The 15,142-nt window shown below is 31.6% G+C and carries 20 protein-coding genes; 1 reads left to right on the forward strand and 19 read right to left on the reverse strand.

All coding sequences use genetic code 11. From position 1 onward, the window contains the following. Positions 1-17: 17 nt before the first annotated feature. The 10 genes from rsfS to P6936_RS01045 form a co-directional block, all read right to left on the reverse strand. Positions 18-326: a ribosome silencing factor gene (gene rsfS, locus P6936_RS01000; protein ID WP_060929578.1), complete on the reverse strand. Its 309-nt coding sequence runs from the start codon at positions 324-326 to the stop codon at positions 18-20. Then, the gene (gene yqeK / locus P6936_RS01005) at positions 319-885 is read right to left on the reverse strand and encodes a bis(5'-nucleosyl)-tetraphosphatase (symmetrical) YqeK (RefSeq protein WP_276880592.1); all 567 of its coding nucleotides are present in this window, start codon (positions 883-885) and stop codon (positions 319-321) included. The genes rsfS and yqeK overlap by 8 nt, the downstream gene beginning before the upstream one ends. Beyond that, entirely contained in the window at positions 878-1,474 is a 597-nt protein-coding gene (gene nadD / locus P6936_RS01010; RefSeq protein WP_276880593.1) for a nicotinate (nicotinamide) nucleotide adenylyltransferase, read from the reverse strand. The genes yqeK and nadD overlap by 8 nt, the downstream gene beginning before the upstream one ends. Further along, positions 1,474-1,758 carry a ribosome assembly RNA-binding protein YhbY gene (gene yhbY / locus P6936_RS01015; protein ID WP_276880594.1) on the reverse strand — a complete coding sequence of 95 codons (285 nt, stop codon included), beginning with the start codon at positions 1,756-1,758 and terminating at the stop codon, positions 1,474-1,476. Before yhbY ends, nadD begins: the two co-directional genes overlap by 1 nt. 8 nt (positions 1,759-1,766) lie before the next feature. Continuing rightward, a complete protein-coding gene (gene obgE, locus P6936_RS01020) occupies positions 1,767-3,047 on the reverse strand; it encodes a GTPase ObgE (RefSeq protein WP_004835995.1) in 1,281 nt (426 codons plus the stop codon). A 50-nt stretch (positions 3,048-3,097) separates the two neighbouring features. Beyond that, positions 3,098-3,391, reverse strand: coding sequence for a 50S ribosomal protein L27 (rpmA, locus tag P6936_RS01025; protein ID WP_004835996.1), 294 nt, complete (start codon positions 3,389-3,391; stop codon positions 3,098-3,100). Between the two features lies 1 nt (position 3,392). Then, positions 3,393-3,704, reverse strand: a complete 312-nt coding sequence (locus P6936_RS01030) for a ribosomal-processing cysteine protease Prp (protein WP_276880595.1) — start codon at positions 3,702-3,704, stop codon at positions 3,393-3,395. After that, the gene (gene rplU / locus P6936_RS01035; protein WP_004835998.1) at positions 3,704-4,012 is read right to left on the reverse strand and encodes a 50S ribosomal protein L21; all 309 of its coding nucleotides are present in this window, start codon (positions 4,010-4,012) and stop codon (positions 3,704-3,706) included. Before rplU ends, P6936_RS01030 begins: the two co-directional genes overlap by 1 nt. Before the next feature lie 96 nt (positions 4,013-4,108). Continuing rightward, on the reverse strand, positions 4,109-5,272 hold the full coding sequence (gene thiI / locus P6936_RS01040) for a tRNA uracil 4-sulfurtransferase ThiI (RefSeq protein ID WP_060929582.1): 1,164 nt from the start codon (positions 5,270-5,272) through the stop codon (positions 4,109-4,111). Next, entirely contained in the window at positions 5,272-6,390 is a 1,119-nt protein-coding gene (locus tag P6936_RS01045) for a cysteine desulfurase family protein (protein ID WP_276880596.1), read from the reverse strand. The genes thiI and P6936_RS01045 overlap by 1 nt, the downstream gene beginning before the upstream one ends. Positions 6,391-6,509: 119 nt before the next feature. On the opposite strand from P6936_RS01045, the gene P6936_RS01050 reads away from it, so the two are divergent. Continuing rightward, positions 6,510-7,364: a ribonuclease H-like domain-containing protein gene (locus tag P6936_RS01050; RefSeq protein ID WP_276880597.1), complete on the forward strand. Its 855-nt coding sequence runs from the start codon at positions 6,510-6,512 to the stop codon at positions 7,362-7,364. Here the strand turns inward: P6936_RS01050 and P6936_RS01055 are convergent. The 9 genes from P6936_RS01055 to aspS form a co-directional block, all read right to left on the reverse strand. After that, positions 7,355-8,035, reverse strand: a complete 681-nt coding sequence (locus P6936_RS01055) for a uracil-DNA glycosylase (protein WP_276880598.1) — start codon at positions 8,033-8,035, stop codon at positions 7,355-7,357. The genes P6936_RS01050 and P6936_RS01055 overlap by 10 nt on opposite strands. Beyond that, positions 8,016-8,474 carry a signal peptidase II gene (gene lspA, locus P6936_RS01060; protein ID WP_004836003.1) on the reverse strand — a complete coding sequence of 153 codons (459 nt, stop codon included), beginning with the start codon at positions 8,472-8,474 and terminating at the stop codon, positions 8,016-8,018. Before lspA ends, P6936_RS01055 begins: the two co-directional genes overlap by 20 nt. Further along, positions 8,471-9,238 (reverse strand): YlmH/Sll1252 family protein, encoded by a 768-nt coding sequence (locus tag P6936_RS01065; RefSeq protein ID WP_276880599.1) that lies wholly within the window; start codon positions 9,236-9,238, stop codon positions 8,471-8,473. The genes lspA and P6936_RS01065 overlap by 4 nt, the downstream gene beginning before the upstream one ends. Before the next feature lie 30 nt (positions 9,239-9,268). Continuing rightward, entirely contained in the window at positions 9,269-9,868 is a 600-nt protein-coding gene (locus tag P6936_RS01070; protein ID WP_004836005.1) for a cell division protein SepF, read from the reverse strand. Positions 9,869-9,936: 68 nt separating this feature from the next. Further along, entirely contained in the window at positions 9,937-10,920 is a 984-nt protein-coding gene (locus tag P6936_RS01075) for an NAD(P)H-dependent glycerol-3-phosphate dehydrogenase (RefSeq protein WP_276880600.1), read from the reverse strand. Positions 10,921-10,927: 7 nt separating this feature from the next. After that, positions 10,928-11,503: a glycerol-3-phosphate 1-O-acyltransferase PlsY gene (gene plsY / locus P6936_RS01080; protein WP_040349214.1), complete on the reverse strand. Its 576-nt coding sequence runs from the start codon at positions 11,501-11,503 to the stop codon at positions 10,928-10,930. A gap of 1 nt (position 11,504) precedes the next feature. Continuing rightward, positions 11,505-12,818, reverse strand: coding sequence for a ribosome biogenesis GTPase Der (gene der, locus P6936_RS01085; protein WP_004836008.1), 1,314 nt, complete (start codon positions 12,816-12,818; stop codon positions 11,505-11,507). 145 nt (positions 12,819-12,963) lie between these two features. Beyond that, positions 12,964-13,380, reverse strand: a complete 417-nt coding sequence (locus P6936_RS01090; RefSeq protein WP_276880601.1) for a SoxR reducing system RseC family protein — start codon at positions 13,378-13,380, stop codon at positions 12,964-12,966. Between the two features lie 5 nt (positions 13,381-13,385). Further along, positions 13,386-15,134, reverse strand: a complete 1,749-nt coding sequence (gene aspS, locus P6936_RS01095; protein ID WP_060929590.1) for an aspartate--tRNA ligase — start codon at positions 15,132-15,134, stop codon at positions 13,386-13,388. Positions 15,135-15,142: the final 8 nt, after the last annotated feature.

Raw genomic sequence — 15,142 nt, forward strand, 5'->3', positions numbered from 1 at the left:
TAGAAGGATTTGGGAGATTATTTCTCCCACAAATTATCTAAATCATAGAATTGTCTATTTTTCATCGTGAAGATGTGAACAATAATATCTCCAACATCAAGGAGAATCCATTCACCTTCTCTCAAACCTTCTTTAGAAATTAAAGAGTAGCCTTCTTTTTCTAAATCATCTTCAATATAATCCGCCAAGGCCCTTGTTTGATTAATACTAGCGCCACTTGCTAATACAAATGTATCAGCGATTGAAGAGCCTTCAAGATTTATAACCTTTACATCTTCAGCTAATTTATCGTCTAATGTTTTTAATATTATATCTAGCTTATCCATTTTTCTCCCTTATTAAATAATTTCTTGCACTGATAGTTAAAGGATTAATAAAACTATCAATATCAATTAAGTACTTTATATTATGATTCAAGCACGCTAAAATACCATCATCTAAATTTTCAAAAGCTTTCTTTCTAATATCTTCTACGCCAGGATAAGATCGAGCCTCTTCTATCGCATCTGCTATAAATACAATTTTTTCTAAATCGGTCATATTTTCTTTACCAGTCGTATGATATTTGATAGCTTCAAGTACATCCTTATCTTTTACATTATACACTTTTTTTGCAACTTCTGCTCCTAAAAAAGAATGAACTACTGGCATAGAATTCCTGATATCCACTTCTTTTGGCAAATCAACATCAAGTTCTTTCAGATACTTTTCTTCGTTATATTTCGCACAATCATGTAGAAAGCAAGCTAGTTTAACTTTTTCCTTATCAATTTTCATATTTTTGGATAATTCTAAGGCACATGCTATTACTCTTAAGCTATGTTTATATCGTTTTTCTCCAATATCATTAATTAATTTTGCTTTGTATTTATCATAATCAAACATATAAACCTCTTTTTTCGATAATATATTTAACATTATCACTAACTAGATACTTTATGCTTAGCCTATCCTTGACCAATTGTCTTATAAGAGTTGATGAAATATTAATATTCAAATTATTAATTAGGAAAATATTTGGATTGTCTTTTCTGATTTCATCTACTTTTCTAACCAATTCACTATCTTCATCTATATTGCTTCTAGTAAAAACTATTATTTTTTCACCTAAAATATCCGTGTAATTCTTCCAGGTATCAATAGTTAGGAAAGAATCTTCACCCATGATATAGAAAACATCATCTTTGTTAAATTTTTCCTTAAAGTATCTAATTGTTTCATGGGTATATCTTATAGTATCATCTGTTGACTCAAAAGTAGAAAGGACAATTTTATCATTGTCCTTTATAGCTTCACTAACCATTTCTACTCTAATATTAGTATCGGTCTTTTTCTTGTTTTTCTTGTGTGGAGGATTAGAACTTGGAAGAATAATAACTTTGTCAAGCTTCATAAAGTTAATTGCATTTTCTATTACAATTAGGTGTCCTGTATGAATGGGATCGAAAGTCCCTCCATATAGTCCAATTCTCATTATAGTCCGTACTTATTGTCTTCGTTTTTTCTATATAAGGTAAAAATCGAACCTAAATGTGATATAAATTCAGAAGAGGTCTTATCAATTATAGTATCTATAATTTCACCTTGATCATCCATATTATTATTTAGGATTTTGATTTTAATAAGCTCTCTTGCTTGAAGTGCTTCATCAATAGCTTTAATTAAATCATCAGTTACTGAAAATTTACCTATATTTATAATCGGTTTAAAATCGTGGGCTTCTTGTTTAAGAAAAGCTCTTTGTTTACCTGTTAACATCTTGCCTCCTATTCGTAGTATTCAAATACCAAGTCTCCAAAAGCAACACTGTCGCCCTCTTGGATACCCATTTCTTTCAATTTATCAAAGACTTCCATCTCTCTAAGAGTTTTTTCAAAGTACATCTTTCCATCATAATCGTCTAAATCTACTTTTTCTAGAAGTTTATCAACTCTCTTGCCATCTACAACGTAAATATCATTTTCTTTTCTAAAGTTCAAATCAAATTCAATTTCTTTGTCGTAATATTGGTTCAAGAAATCATTATCTACCTCTTCCATCGGATCAAACTCTTTTATTTTACTATTAGCCAATAGTTCTGATACAGCATCTATCAACTCTTTTATACCTGTTGTTGTCGCTGCCGATATTTTGTAGATATCATATTTATCAGAAAACTCCTTTATAAATGATGAAGCATTATCATTAAAGTCCAAATCAGACTTATTTAAAGCTATAAGCATTGGTTTTTCGGCCAATTTTTCATTATATAGTTTTAGCTCCTCATTAATCATATTAAAATCATCTATAGGATTTCTACCCTCAATTCCAGAAATATCTACAAGATGAACCAAAACTCGACATCTTTCGATGTGCTTTAAAAAATCATGACCTAAGCCATTTCCTTCATTAGCTCCCTCAATAAGACCTGGAATGTCTGCTACTATAAAAGACCTTTCGCTATCTATATTAACAACACCTAGATTTGGATCTATAGTTGTAAAGTGATAGTTAGCAATTTTAGGTTTCGCCTTGCTAATTACGGAGATCAAGGTAGACTTACCAACATTTGGAAGTCCTACTAAACCAACGTCTGCTAAAATCTTTAGCTCAAATATTAGTTCAATTTCTTGGCCAGCCCTTCCTTTTTCAGCAAATCTTGGAGCTTGTCTGATAGAGTTTTTAAAATGAACATTACCTCTACCACCTCTGCCTCCTTTAGCTATAATAAATTCCTCACCATCTTCATTCAAGTCTTTTATTATTACCTTGCTTTCAGCTTCTCTTACTAAAGTCCCTACAGGAACTTTTATTATTAAATCTTCGCCTTTTTTACCAAATTTTTTGCTTTTACCACCAGCTTCACCATTCTGAGCCTTATATTTAGTTTTATATCTAAACTCATCAAGGGTAGATAGATTTCTAGTAGCTTTTATTATTATTGAACCACCATCGCCACCATCGCCACCAGCTGGTCCGCCATTTGGTTCATACTTTTCTCGTCTCCAAGCAACGGCTCCGTTTCCGCCATCACCTGCTTTAAGACTTACTCTTGCGTAGTCAATCATATTTATATCCTCTCATAAAAAAAGGCTTGCCAATTGGCAAGCTGTGACTTCTAAGCGATATCTGCTTTGTCGTAAACAGAAACTTGTTTTCTGTTTCTTCCTTTTCTTTCGAATTTAACAACACCTTCACATGAAGCATAAAGAGTATCATCAGCACCCTTTTTAACATTGTTACCTGGGTGGATTTTTGTTCCTCTTTGTCTAACTATGATTGTTCCAGCGTTAACAAATTGTCCATCACTTCTTTTAACACCTAGTCTTTTAGCATTAGAATCTCTACCGTTCTTTGAAGAAGAAACTCCCTTTTTGCTTGACAATCTTTGTAAATTTATATTTAATATCATTTCATGTCTCCTTATAATTTAATTTTACGTAATCGCTATAATTACCTAGCAAAGTCTCCACACCCGTTGCGAAATAGTCAAAAACCACATCAATTTCATCATTCTTATCTGGACTAAAAAGTCTTAATAAGTCACCATCATCTACAAATTCAACCTCTGTAGCATACTTATCAAGTGTATTGACGCAAGCATAAGCTAATATCGTAACTGCTGAGCAAACTATATCGCTGCCATGCTCAGCAAAATCAGCATGGCCTCGTATTTCAAATCCTATTTTTCTTTCTTTATCGACTAACAAACTAACATTAATCATTAAAGATTTATGCTATCAATTTTTACTAAAGTATAAGGTTGTCTGTGACCGTGTTTTTTTCTGTATTGTTTTTTAGGTTTGTATTTGAATACAACAATCTTCTTATCTTTATTTTGATCTTCAACTGTTGCTGTAACCTTTGCGTTTTCAATTACTGGAGAACCTACTTTAACTTCGTCTCCTGAAACTAAAAGTACTTGGTCAAATTCAACGGTGTCGCCAACTTCGTATGGGAGTTTTTCAACTCTTACTAAGTCACCTTCTGATACTTTGTATTGTTTTCCACCTGTTTTAATTATTGCGTACATGGAAACCTCCTATTACTAAAATTCTCGCCAGTGTTGGGGATCAGTACCCGGACTGAGCAGTTTACTGATTCATAGTACTATTAAAAGCTGTTTTTGTCAAGCTATTTCTATAATTTCCATACTATCTATGGCTTCATTTTCTAATTTTTCTATATCAAGATTTTCTTCTGATTTTTGTATATATTTTAGCTTTGGTTTTGTAACTGGTAAATCTGGAGCGAAAATTGAACAACAATCGTCGAAAGGCTCAATAGCTTTTTCATATGCTTCAATTTTTTCACAAATTTCAATTATGTCTTTCTTATCCATAGCAATCAATGGCCTTAGTATTGGTAGGCTGCTTGATTCATTAATAACTGAAACTGATTCTATAGTTTGACTTGCTACTTGGCCAAGACTCTCACCTGTAATTAAAGCTTGATATTCATATTTTTCTGATATCTTGTTGGCTATTCTCATCATAAACCTACGAGATAAGATAGTGGTTTCTCTTCTTTGGCAATTTTTACTTATAGCCTTATAGATTTCTGCAAGATTTACAGAATAAACTGTCATCTTTCCTGTATAAGCTGATAAGATTTTTGCAAGATCCATTGCCTTCTGATGAGCTCTTTTTGATGTAAAAGGATAGGAGTGAAAATGTATAGCATTTATATTCATACCTCTTTTTGCCATCAAGTATCCCGCTACTGGTGAATCAATTCCTCCTGATAAGAGTAGTAAACCTTCACCACTAGAGCCTAATGGTAGGCCTCCAAGTCCCTTAATTCTTTTAATATAAATGTAGGCAGATGATTTTATATCAATAAAAACTGTAAAATCCGGCTTATGAATATCAACTTTCAAATCTTTAAACTCTGCCAAGATATCTCCACCTATTTCTGCACTAAGTTTAGGAGAAGTTAGACTAAAGGATTTATCTGTTCTTTTGCTTTCTACCTTAAAAGTTAAACCCTGATCCATCTTATAGTATTTGATTAATTGTATGCTTGTTCTGCTAATATCTTCAATTGTCTTCTCGCATTTGACAACTTCTGAAATATATGCTATTCCAAATACTTTTTTAATCTCTTTTATTAGACTATCAAACTTATCTTTATCTGCCTTAATATATAGCTTTGAAGATTCTGTATACATGTCATAATAGCCAATCTCTCTTATATTTCTTTTAATATTATTTGTAGCTGTCTTGTAAAAAACATTCCTATTCTTACCCTTTAGAAATATTTCTCCAAAACTTATCGCTAATAAGTGCTCCATCACATAAACTCCCTTATCATTTCAATTCCACTTTTTAGAACATCTGCTGTTTTATCCAAGTCTTCAAAACTTATGTATGAAGAAAAAGAAAACCTGATAGCTCCATCAATATATGTCTTATCAAGATCAATAGCCCTTAAAATTCTATTATCTTCTCCCTTAGAGCATGCCGAGCCAGATGATACATAAATCTCAGAATCCTCCATATAATGAACTAGGACTTCTGCCTTTATATTTTTAAAAGCAACATCTAGAATATATGGCGAGCTATCATTTTCTGGACTTATAATATAATAATCGCTTATATGACTATTAATCTTTTCTCTAAGATAGGAATTAAGTTTTTGGATATAAGCGTATTCCTTATCATCTATCTGTTTTTTAAGGGCAACTCCAGCCGCATATATAGCCTGGTGATTATCAGTTCCGGAAGAGATAACTTGTTGTCTTCCGCCATAGATAATAGGTTTAATTTTTGCTATGAATTTGTTACTAATATAAAGACCACCAACTCCCTTTGGCCCATGGAACTTATGGGCACTAAAACTCATTATGTCACAAGATAATTTAGCGACATTGCAATCAATTTTGCCAAGAGCTTGGGTCGCATCTATATGTAGGCAAATATTTTCGTCATAGTCTTTAATGATTTTACTAATTTTTTCAATATCCTGTATTGTTCCTATTTCATTATTAACATAAATTATTGAAACTAGTTTTATATTATCATTTAACTTATTCTTTAAATCTTCTAGGTCTATAAAGCCATACTTATCATTTTTTAAATAGATAACTTTTTTATATTTATAATTATTGAAAGCATCAAAAACTGAGGAATGTTCGATACTAGTTGTTATAGCCGTATTTTCTAAAGAAGCAAAAGAAGAGATTACTATATTATTTGATTCGCTAGCACCTTTGGTAAAATATATCTCATTTTCCTTAGCATTAATAACTTTAGCGAATATTTTCTTAGTCTCTTTTATTAAATTTTCGGATTCCATTCCGAAAGAATGAATAGAAGATGAATTAGCATAGAAATTCTCTGCCACATCTATTTCCGCTTCTATAGCCTCTTTGTATATTTTAGTTGTTGCTGCATTATCTAAGTATATCATGACTTACTCCTTAACTTCTATATTATATTATAACCCCTGACAATTACAAATAATAGTATAATAATAACATGATTACCTTTAAGAAAAGATATTATAGTAAAAATTTAAAAGAAAACGAAATGATTTTAGATATTGAAACGACTGGTCTAGATTCTAGATTAGATAAATTAGTCCTTCTCGGTCTTATAGAAAAAAATGATGATAAGACCTATATAGTCCAATACTTTGCCCAAAATGACGACGAAGAAGAAAGGCTTCTTAAAATATATCTTAAAAAAATCAAAAATAAGACACTAGTTACCTATAATGGAGATACTTTTGACCTTGCTTTCTTAAACAATAGACTTATAGATCATAAGTTATTCCCAGTCTTAGTAGATTGTGTAGACCTATTGAAAGTTGTAAAAAAATATAGGAAATTTTTCGACTTTGATTCTTTAAAATTAACAGATATAGAAAAACTCGTAAATTTTCATAGAGACGACCCTTCAAGATACAAGAGTATAAGTAAGTTAATTAATGATACAGATAAGAGAGATAGACCATATCCAATTATGAAACACAATGAAAATGATTTAATAGCTACAGAGCTTATAAGAAATATTGAATCCTACTTTATCGAAAAATTAAGTATAAAAACAAAATACTCAACAATATCCTTGCTGGATTCCTATATTAATAATGACATAGCAAATCTCAAATTTAAAAGCGACAAGACCATGGATTCGGCTTACTTTTATGGTGATAATTACGAACTTGTTATAGACGGGCAAGAAATTATAATTGATCTTCAAGTTTTATACGGACGTTTTGATAGTAAATCGACAGGTTATGTTTCTATCAATAATTTTAATATTGTAAATTCTTCGATGACAAAGGTCGATGAACATTTCCTTATCATTAAAGAAAAATATACTTACACTTATTTAAACATGCTAAAATTAGCTAAAAAAATAATTGAGAATCACTTATGATTCTCAATTTGCCAATCAATTTCTTTCATATTATTATCTCTCAAGAATTTATTTGTCTTAGAAAACACCTTAGATCCAAAGAATCCCCTATAAGCTGAAAGCGGAGAGGGATGGGCTGAAGTTAGAATTAAATGCCTTCGATTATTTATAAGTTTTGTCTTTGATCGTGCATTCGCTCCCCAAAGGATAAATACTATTGGTTTTTCTCTTTGATTTAGAAGGGCTATAATCCTGTCCGTAAGTTTTTCCCACCCCCTATCCTTATGAGAATTGGGTGATTTTTCTCTAACCGTAAGGACAGTATTTAAAAGTAGAACACCTTGCTTAGCCCATTTTGTAAGATTACCATTATCTGGTATGAAAAGACCCAAGTCATCACGCAATTCCTTGTATATATTTAAAAGTGATGGTGGTATTGGGACATCCTCCTTTACCGAAAAAGAAAAACCATGAGCTTGACCCCTTCCGTGGTAAGGGTCCTGGCCTAGGATTACAACCTTTACATCTTCATAAGCCACATATTTTAGAGCATTAAATATATCATACATATCTGGATAGATATTATAATTTCTATACTCTCTAATCAAAAATTTTCTTAGATCTTGATAATAAGGCTTATCCCATTCATATTTTAGAAGCTTATCCCAATCATTACCTATCTTTACGGTCATTTGATTTTTCTCCATGAAGCATAATATAAATGATCATAAGTCCACATCCGACAGTTACAAATATATCTGCTACATTAAAAACTGGGAAATTCACAAAAGAAAATTCTATAAAATCAACAACGTAAGCTTGGAAAAGTCTATCATAAAAATTCCCAATTGCTCCAGAAATAATCATAGCCATGGCTATATTTAAGATAGGTGGATTTTTTTTAATATTCTTTACGAAATAATAAATCAAATAAAGAACAATGCTTATGGTTAAGATTACAAACAAGATTCTTTTATCTTGTAATATACCAAAAGCTGCCCCCCTATTTTCTAAGTATGTGAGATTTATCAATTTACTTTCTATTGGATTAACCATTAAATTCTTGACTGCATAAATTTTCGTGAGTCGGTCAAGCACTATACCCACAACAATAATTAAAAAATATATCATAATAATTTCCTATACACTATGTGATAGTTACCCTTCTTACTTAGGCCAGTAACCTCATCAAAAATAAAACGACCTTCTTTTCTTACAGATATAAGGCAAGCTTCACTAACCTGATAAGAAGGGTCAACAATAATTTGATGGTCGACTTTAACCATCCTACCAGTTATTAAGACTTTAGCCCTAGATCTTGAGCAATTAAGAATTTGCGAAATAATATTATCCAACCTTAATGAAGACACGAATCCACTTGAAGATGAAAATTCGGATTCTTTTAGGAGCAATCGTCCATCTTCCTTAATATGTATATCAATATCTTCATTTTTGATTTTCGATAGATTATATTTAACAAAATTAGCTTCGCTAGCAAGGAGGGCAAACTCTACTTTTCCATCTAAAACAGAAATATCTCCAATACTTTCTCTATCCAGACCCAGACTAATAAGAGCTCCTAAAACATCTGGATGATTTATATCTTTGCAATTAAAGCTTAAAATTTCTATATAATCATGAAGATTTAGTGGCAGATAGTAATAATTCGCCACAAATATCTTTCGCTCTGCTTCTGAGTGTCCCCCAATAAAAGTAAGGTCGATATTGTTTTTTTTAGCAATACTTTCAATCACTTCCCTTTCGTAAGGATCTAAGAAAAAGCTTGAAAGCTCGTTTCTACTATAAAAAGCTCTTTCTAGTATAGAGATAGCTTTTTTAATTGTAGATTTTTTTGACTTATCTTTAATAAAATTTAAGTTATATTCTAAACTCATAAAAAAGAAAGATCGATTTTTTAGATCGATCTATAGTTGATTATAGTTTCCTTCAGATATTTGATCAGTCACAGCTGGATCTATTTCTACACCATTAGGACTGATAACAAATATTCCTTTTGTAACTTTTTCAACAGTTCCATTTAATGCATAAATAGCACCGCTAACAAAATCAAATATTTGTCTTCTCATGTCTGCTTCAACCATCTCTAGGTTTAAAACCACAACTTTTTTGTTTAAGATATCATCAATAACTTTTGGGGCATCTGTTTCATAATCTAGTGGTTCTTGAATTGAAATCCTAACAGAGCCTGTTGCTTGAAAATTCTTATCTGTCATATTAACTATATTATCTCCTCTTCTTGATGATCTTGTATTTCTAAATGATGATGTAGTACTCTTAAAACTATCTGTAAATGATGGCTTGTAGGTACTTATATTATCATCAGCTTTGTAATCACTGTCTGAGAAGAATGAACCATAAGTTTCTTTCTTTTCGGATTTTTCTTCCTTCTCAGATTTTCCGCTATCTTGCTTAGATTCCTCTAAATCATCGTAGTATAATTGATCTTCATCATAATCATCATACTTATCATCAATACCTATAAATTCCTTAAACCTTTCTAGCATAATTACTTCCTTTGCGTTTTTTCATATTTCTACTTATATTATAACTTATATTAGAAAATTTTTCGAATTTAATATTCATTTTTTAAATCTCTACCCATTAAATCTTTGACTGATTCATTAGGATATTTTCCATTAAATAGAACTTCATAGATTTCTTTGGTTATTGGCATATCAATATTATGTTTTTTAGAAATTTCATATACTACTTTAGTAGTAGGAATTCCTTCCACAACCATTTTTATCTGACAAGCTACATCCTCTAGGCTATATCCCTCACCGATTAACCTTCCAGCCCTATTATTTCTAGAATGCTTGCTTGTAGCTGTAACAATAAGATCTCCTATTCCAGAAAGGCCGTTAACAGTTTTATCTTTAGCTCCAAAATACTTAGCAAATCTTTCCATCTCGTGGATACCCCTGGTTATTAAAGCAGCCTTAGCATTATCCCCATAGGACAAGCCATCAGCCATTCCTATACCAAAAGCTAATATGTTTTTTATACTAGAAGCAATCTCAACACCGATAAGGTCTGTTGAAGTATAAACCCTGAAGTAATCCCTATTAAATATTTCTTGTATATCTTTAGCTAAATTAATATCATTAGATGCACAAACCACTGTAGTAGGCATCTTCTTAATCACTTCTTCTGCATGAGATGGCCCGCTAACAATCGCATAAGCAAGGTCTCCAAAAATTTCTTTAAATATTTCTGAAATCCTCAAATGACTATCCATCTCTAGTCCTTTTGAAAGATTAATGATAACTTTCTCATCAGTTATCAAATCACTTAATCTTTCATATACTGATCTAATGTTTTGAGTTGGTATAGCATTGATTATATACTTATTCCTAAATACATCTTTAATATTATTGCTCGCTTTTACATTTTTATTTAATTGTACCTCTGGAAAATACTTAAAGTTACAATGATTATGATTAATAGATTCGACTACATCTCTATTCCTTGCAAAAATTAAGACATCTTCTTTATCGCTTAATAAGTTTGCAATAGCTGTTGCCCAAGATCCTCCACCTACTATAGAAATTTCCATATCACTCCTAAAATATCTTTTTCTCTTCACCAAGTTTAAGTCTTTTAATATTATCTTTGTGTTTGTAAACAACCAACATTGCAATCAGTGATACAGCAAGAGATAAATAAGCATACCTATAATTAAACAATACAAGGATCGCTGCAATTATAGCTGTAATTATAGATGCTAAAGAAACTATCCTAAATACCAAAACTATGGCTATGAAAATGACCAATAGCATTAAGGCTAGTTTAAAATCTATAGCAAGTATGGCACCAAAGGATGTTGCAACACCCTTACCAGATTTAAAATGAAGGAATATGCTATACATATGACCTATAACAACAAAAAATAAGCTAACTGCTTGACCTAAGTCAGCACCTAATTTTTTTCCTATTATACAGGCTATGGTTCCCTTCAAGAAATCAAACAAAAATGTTAGAAATCCTGCTCTTCTACCAAAATTCCTCAAGGCATTTGTTGCTCCTACATTACCTGATCCAAGTTTTCTAATATCAGTCTTAAAGAATATTTTCCCTACAATATAACCAAATGGCAAGGAGCCTAGCAAGTACGAAATTATAGCTATTATAATAATCATATCACTCACCTTTTTGTTTAAATACAAAACTAAATGGAACACCTACAAGGCTGTAGTTTTGTCTGATTTGATTCTCCAAATATCTATTGTATGAAAAATGAACTAGTTCTCTATCGTTAATTGAAAGCATAAACTTTGGTGGAGCTGTTGATACTTGTGATATATAGTAAATTTTAAGTCTCTTGCCCTTATCTTGTGGTGGTGGATTTAGTAAAATTGCATCTTGAAGAATGTTATTTAAAACTCCTGTTTTTATTCTAGTATGGTAATTATTTGAAACAATCTCAAACAATTCTAGAAGCCTATCAATCCTGTTATTTTCTAAAACTGATATAAAGACAATCGGTGCATATGGAGCAAAAGATAGTTTTTCTCTTATATCTTTTTCCATGTTTTTCATCGTATTAGTGTCTTTGTCAACCAAATCCCACTTATTTACTGCTATAATTATCGCCTTTTTGTTGTTGTGAGCATAACCGGCAATCTTTGCGTCTTGTTCAGTTACTCCGACATTTGCATCAATTAAGAATAAACAAATTTCTGCACTATCAACTGCATCGAAGGTCCTCTGGTTGGCATAATACTCTACGCTTTCTTTAACCTTGGACTTTCTTCTTAGGCCTGCAGTATCTATAAGTACATAATTATTTCCATTATAGGTCCAGTAGCTATCAACAGCATCCCTGGTCGTCCCAGCAATATCAGTAACTATCATTCTTTCTTCATTCAAAAGCAAATTCACCAAAGATGATTTTCCTGCATTTGGTTTCCCAATTATTGCAATTCTTGTTTCATCTTCGATTTTTTCATAGGCTTCAAAATCTATATATGAAACTATTTTATCAAGCAAATCTCCCAAGCCCTTACTTTGTTCAGCTGAAATCATAAGCAAATCATCAAAACCAAATTGATAAAAATCATATATCTCATCTGGCATTTTGAAAGAATCTATTTTGTTTGCAACTATAATTACAGGCTTGTTGTACTTTCTAACTTCATTTGCTATATCAACATCATGAGGGTTTGGACCTTCTCTTCCGTCAACTACAAATAAAACTAAATCAGTTTCTAGCAAGGCTTTTTCAACTTGTGACTTGACTTCAGCATTCATTATTTCCTTATTAGAAATATCAAGGCCACCAGTATCTACTAAAAGAAACTCCTTGTTTTGCCATTCAACTTTATCTACTATTCTATCTCTAGTCACTCCTGAAATGTCTTCAGTGATGGACTTTCTCTTTCCAACTAATCTGTTGAAGAGAGTACTTTTCCCTACGTTAGTCCTACCAACCAGGGTTACAATCGGCATAGCCATAATTAACCTCCATAAACTGGAAACTACTAGTTAAATTAAAGTTTTTTCCTAGTAAAAACAAAATCCCAGTAAATTTAATTTTAGCTTGTATCTACATATTAATAGTAGATGTGTCTTAGCTTTTTAAATCCTTTAGAATTAAGAATTAGATTTTTCTAACTCTCATTAGCTTTTTATCTTTAACTTTTTTGTCTAATTTCTTTATGAAGAACACAGATATTGTTAAAAATATCAATACAAATATTAAAGTCAACAAGTTAGAATCCATTCTTGTATTTTTAAGAAAAACATTTGGAATAATAGCTCCTACTAACATCATGACAACAGGAAATATATAAACAAAGGCTGTTAATTTTGTAACCTCGCTTGAGGAACCTTCGATTATAACTTTATCCCCTTTTTTGATATCTTCATAAGAAAATACTTGTATCTCCGTAGTTTTCTTCTCGGCACATGTCCCTCTCGCAGCACATGCACCGCAGGCACCATTCCTAAATATTTGTACAGTCAAATTTCCATTATCATTTTCTAGAACGATTCCTTCTTTTCGAACTGTATCCATATGAATTACCTTAATTTTATATTAAGTTCTTTTAGGGCTTTCTCGTCAACAATACTTGGTGCTTCTGTTAAAGGACAAGTAGCAGATTGTGTCTTTGGGAAAGCTATTATATCTTTAATATTTTCTGTCTTAGCAAAAAGCATTACAAGTCTATCTAGTCCATAAGCTAGTCCAGCATGTGGTGGTGTTCCATATTGAAGGGCTTCAATAAAGAATCCAAATTTATTCTTTATATCTTCTTCAGATAGCTTTAAAGCTTCAAAAACTTTTTCCTGGAGATCTGAGTTGTTGATTCTTACAGAACCGCCACCCATTTCATCACCATTTATTACTATATCGTAGGCTTGAGTTCTAACCTTTTCAGGCTCTGTCAACAATAGATCTATATCTTCTTCGTTAGGCATAGTGAATGGATGGTGTTGAGCAACATACCTGTCTTCCTCTTCGCTATATTCAAACATTGGGAAATTTACTACCCAACAAAGGGCAAATTCTTTTTCTATTAAGTTATTGTCTTTTGCAACTTTACGTCTTAGTGCTCCCATGGCATCTAATACTACTTTGTTTTTATCAGCTGCCAAAAGAATTAAATCTCCATCTTCGATAGCAAGTTTTTCTTTAAGATTTGCTAACACTTCATCAGTTAAGAATTTTTTAATAGATGATTGAACTTCATCTGAATACTTAATATATGATAAACCCTTCAAACCATAATCCTTGACAAAATCTGTTAACTTGTCAAGTTGTTTTCTTGAATAGTTATCGGCAATAGCCTTAAAATTAATAGCTCTTACAGACTTACCATCGCTTGTATTATCGGCAAAGACCTTAAAATCAGAATCTTTGAAAATCTCGCTTACATCTTGGATTTTATATCCATATCTTAAATCAGGTTTATCTGATCCATATGAATTAATAGCTTCTGAGTAATCCATCCTATCAATAGGTAATTTTAGGTCATAATCAGTGTACTTATCGAATAATTCTTTTAGTAAACCTTCATTCATAGCTATAACATCATCTTGGTCTGAAAAGCTCATTTCCATATCTAGTTGGGTAAATTCTGGTTGTCTATTTGCTCTCAAGTCTTCATCCCTAAAACATTTAACAACTTGGAAATATCTATCTAAAGATCCTATCATTAGTATTTGTTTTAGTAATTGAGGAGATTGAGGAAGGGCATAGAACTTTCCTTCGTTAATTCTTGAAGGTACAAGATAATCTCTAGCTCCCTCAGGAGTTGGCTTTGTCAAAAATGGAGTCTCAACCTCTGTAAACTCATTATTGTACATATACTCTCTTATAGTTCTTACTATATCACTTCTTAACTTTAAGTTTCTTTGTACTGAAGCTTTTCTAAGATCAAGATATCTATACTTTAATCTTAAATTCTCGCTAACATCATCATCGTCTTTGATATAGATTGGTGGTGTTTTAGCCCTATCTAAGATATTAATCTTATCAGCTATTATTTCTATTTCTCCAGTTGCTATATCTGGATTCTTAGACTCCCTTTCATGTACTGTTCCCTTTACTTCAAGTACATATTCTTGTGCTAGGGAACGTGCCTTTTCGTAATTGTCCTTATCTTCATCTCTTACTACAATTTGAGTAATACCTGTCTTATCCCTTAAATCTATAAATACAAGAGATCCTAGATTCCTTTTTTTGGCAACCCAACCCATTAATACAACAGAATCACCAACATTTTCTACTCTAAGATCTCCACACATATTTGTTCTTCTAAATTCCATACTACCTC

Source organism: Anaerococcus tetradius (assembly GCF_947087635.1).
GTDB lineage: Bacteria > Bacillota > Clostridia > Tissierellales > Peptoniphilaceae > Anaerococcus > Anaerococcus tetradius.

Coding starts and splice junctions, on each gene's coding strand:
- lspA (WP_004836003.1), bottom strand. CDS start 8,474: ATGATATATTTTTTAATTATTGTTGTGGGTATAGTGCTTGACCGACTC.
- rplU (WP_004835998.1), bottom strand. CDS start 4,012: ATGTACGCAATAATTAAAACAGGTGGAAAACAATACAAAGTATCAGAA.
- rpmA (WP_004835996.1), bottom strand. CDS start 3,391: ATGATATTAAATATAAATTTACAAAGATTGTCAAGCAAAAAGGGAGTT.
- P6936_RS01030 (WP_276880595.1), bottom strand. CDS start 3,704: ATGATTAATGTTAGTTTGTTAGTCGATAAAGAAAGAAAAATAGGATTT.
- thiI (WP_060929582.1), bottom strand. CDS start 5,272: ATGGAGCACTTATTAGCGATAAGTTTTGGAGAAATATTTCTAAAGGGT.
- P6936_RS01055 (WP_276880598.1), bottom strand. CDS start 8,035: ATGACCGTAAAGATAGGTAATGATTGGGATAAGCTTCTAAAATATGAA.
- plsY (WP_040349214.1), bottom strand. CDS start 11,503: ATGATTATTATAATAGCTATAATTTCGTACTTGCTAGGCTCCTTGCCA.
- yqeK (WP_276880592.1), bottom strand. CDS start 885: ATGTTTGATTATGATAAATACAAAGCAAAATTAATTAATGATATTGGA.
- P6936_RS01050 (WP_276880597.1), top strand. CDS start 6,510: ATGATTTTAGATATTGAAACGACTGGTCTAGATTCTAGATTAGATAAA.
- P6936_RS01075 (WP_276880600.1), bottom strand. CDS start 10,920: ATGGAAATTTCTATAGTAGGTGGAGGATCTTGGGCAACAGCTATTGCA.
- aspS (WP_060929590.1), bottom strand. CDS start 15,134: ATGGAATTTAGAAGAACAAATATGTGTGGAGATCTTAGAGTAGAAAAT.
- obgE (WP_004835995.1), bottom strand. CDS start 3,047: ATGATTGACTACGCAAGAGTAAGTCTTAAAGCAGGTGATGGCGGAAAC.
- P6936_RS01045 (WP_276880596.1), bottom strand. CDS start 6,390: ATGATATACTTAGATAATGCAGCAACAACTAAAATATACAAAGAGGCT.
- P6936_RS01065 (WP_276880599.1), bottom strand. CDS start 9,238: ATGAGTTTAGAATATAACTTAAATTTTATTAAAGATAAGTCAAAAAAA.
- yhbY (WP_276880594.1), bottom strand. CDS start 1,758: ATGTTAACAGGTAAACAAAGAGCTTTTCTTAAACAAGAAGCCCACGAT.
- P6936_RS01070 (WP_004836005.1), bottom strand. CDS start 9,868: ATGCTAGAAAGGTTTAAGGAATTTATAGGTATTGATGATAAGTATGAT.
- rsfS (WP_060929578.1), bottom strand. CDS start 326: ATGGATAAGCTAGATATAATATTAAAAACATTAGACGATAAATTAGCT.
- der (WP_004836008.1), bottom strand. CDS start 12,818: ATGGCTATGCCGATTGTAACCCTGGTTGGTAGGACTAACGTAGGGAAA.
- P6936_RS01090 (WP_276880601.1), bottom strand. CDS start 13,380: ATGGATACAGTTCGAAAAGAAGGAATCGTTCTAGAAAATGATAATGGA.
- nadD (WP_276880593.1), bottom strand. CDS start 1,474: ATGAGAATTGGACTATATGGAGGGACTTTCGATCCCATTCATACAGGA.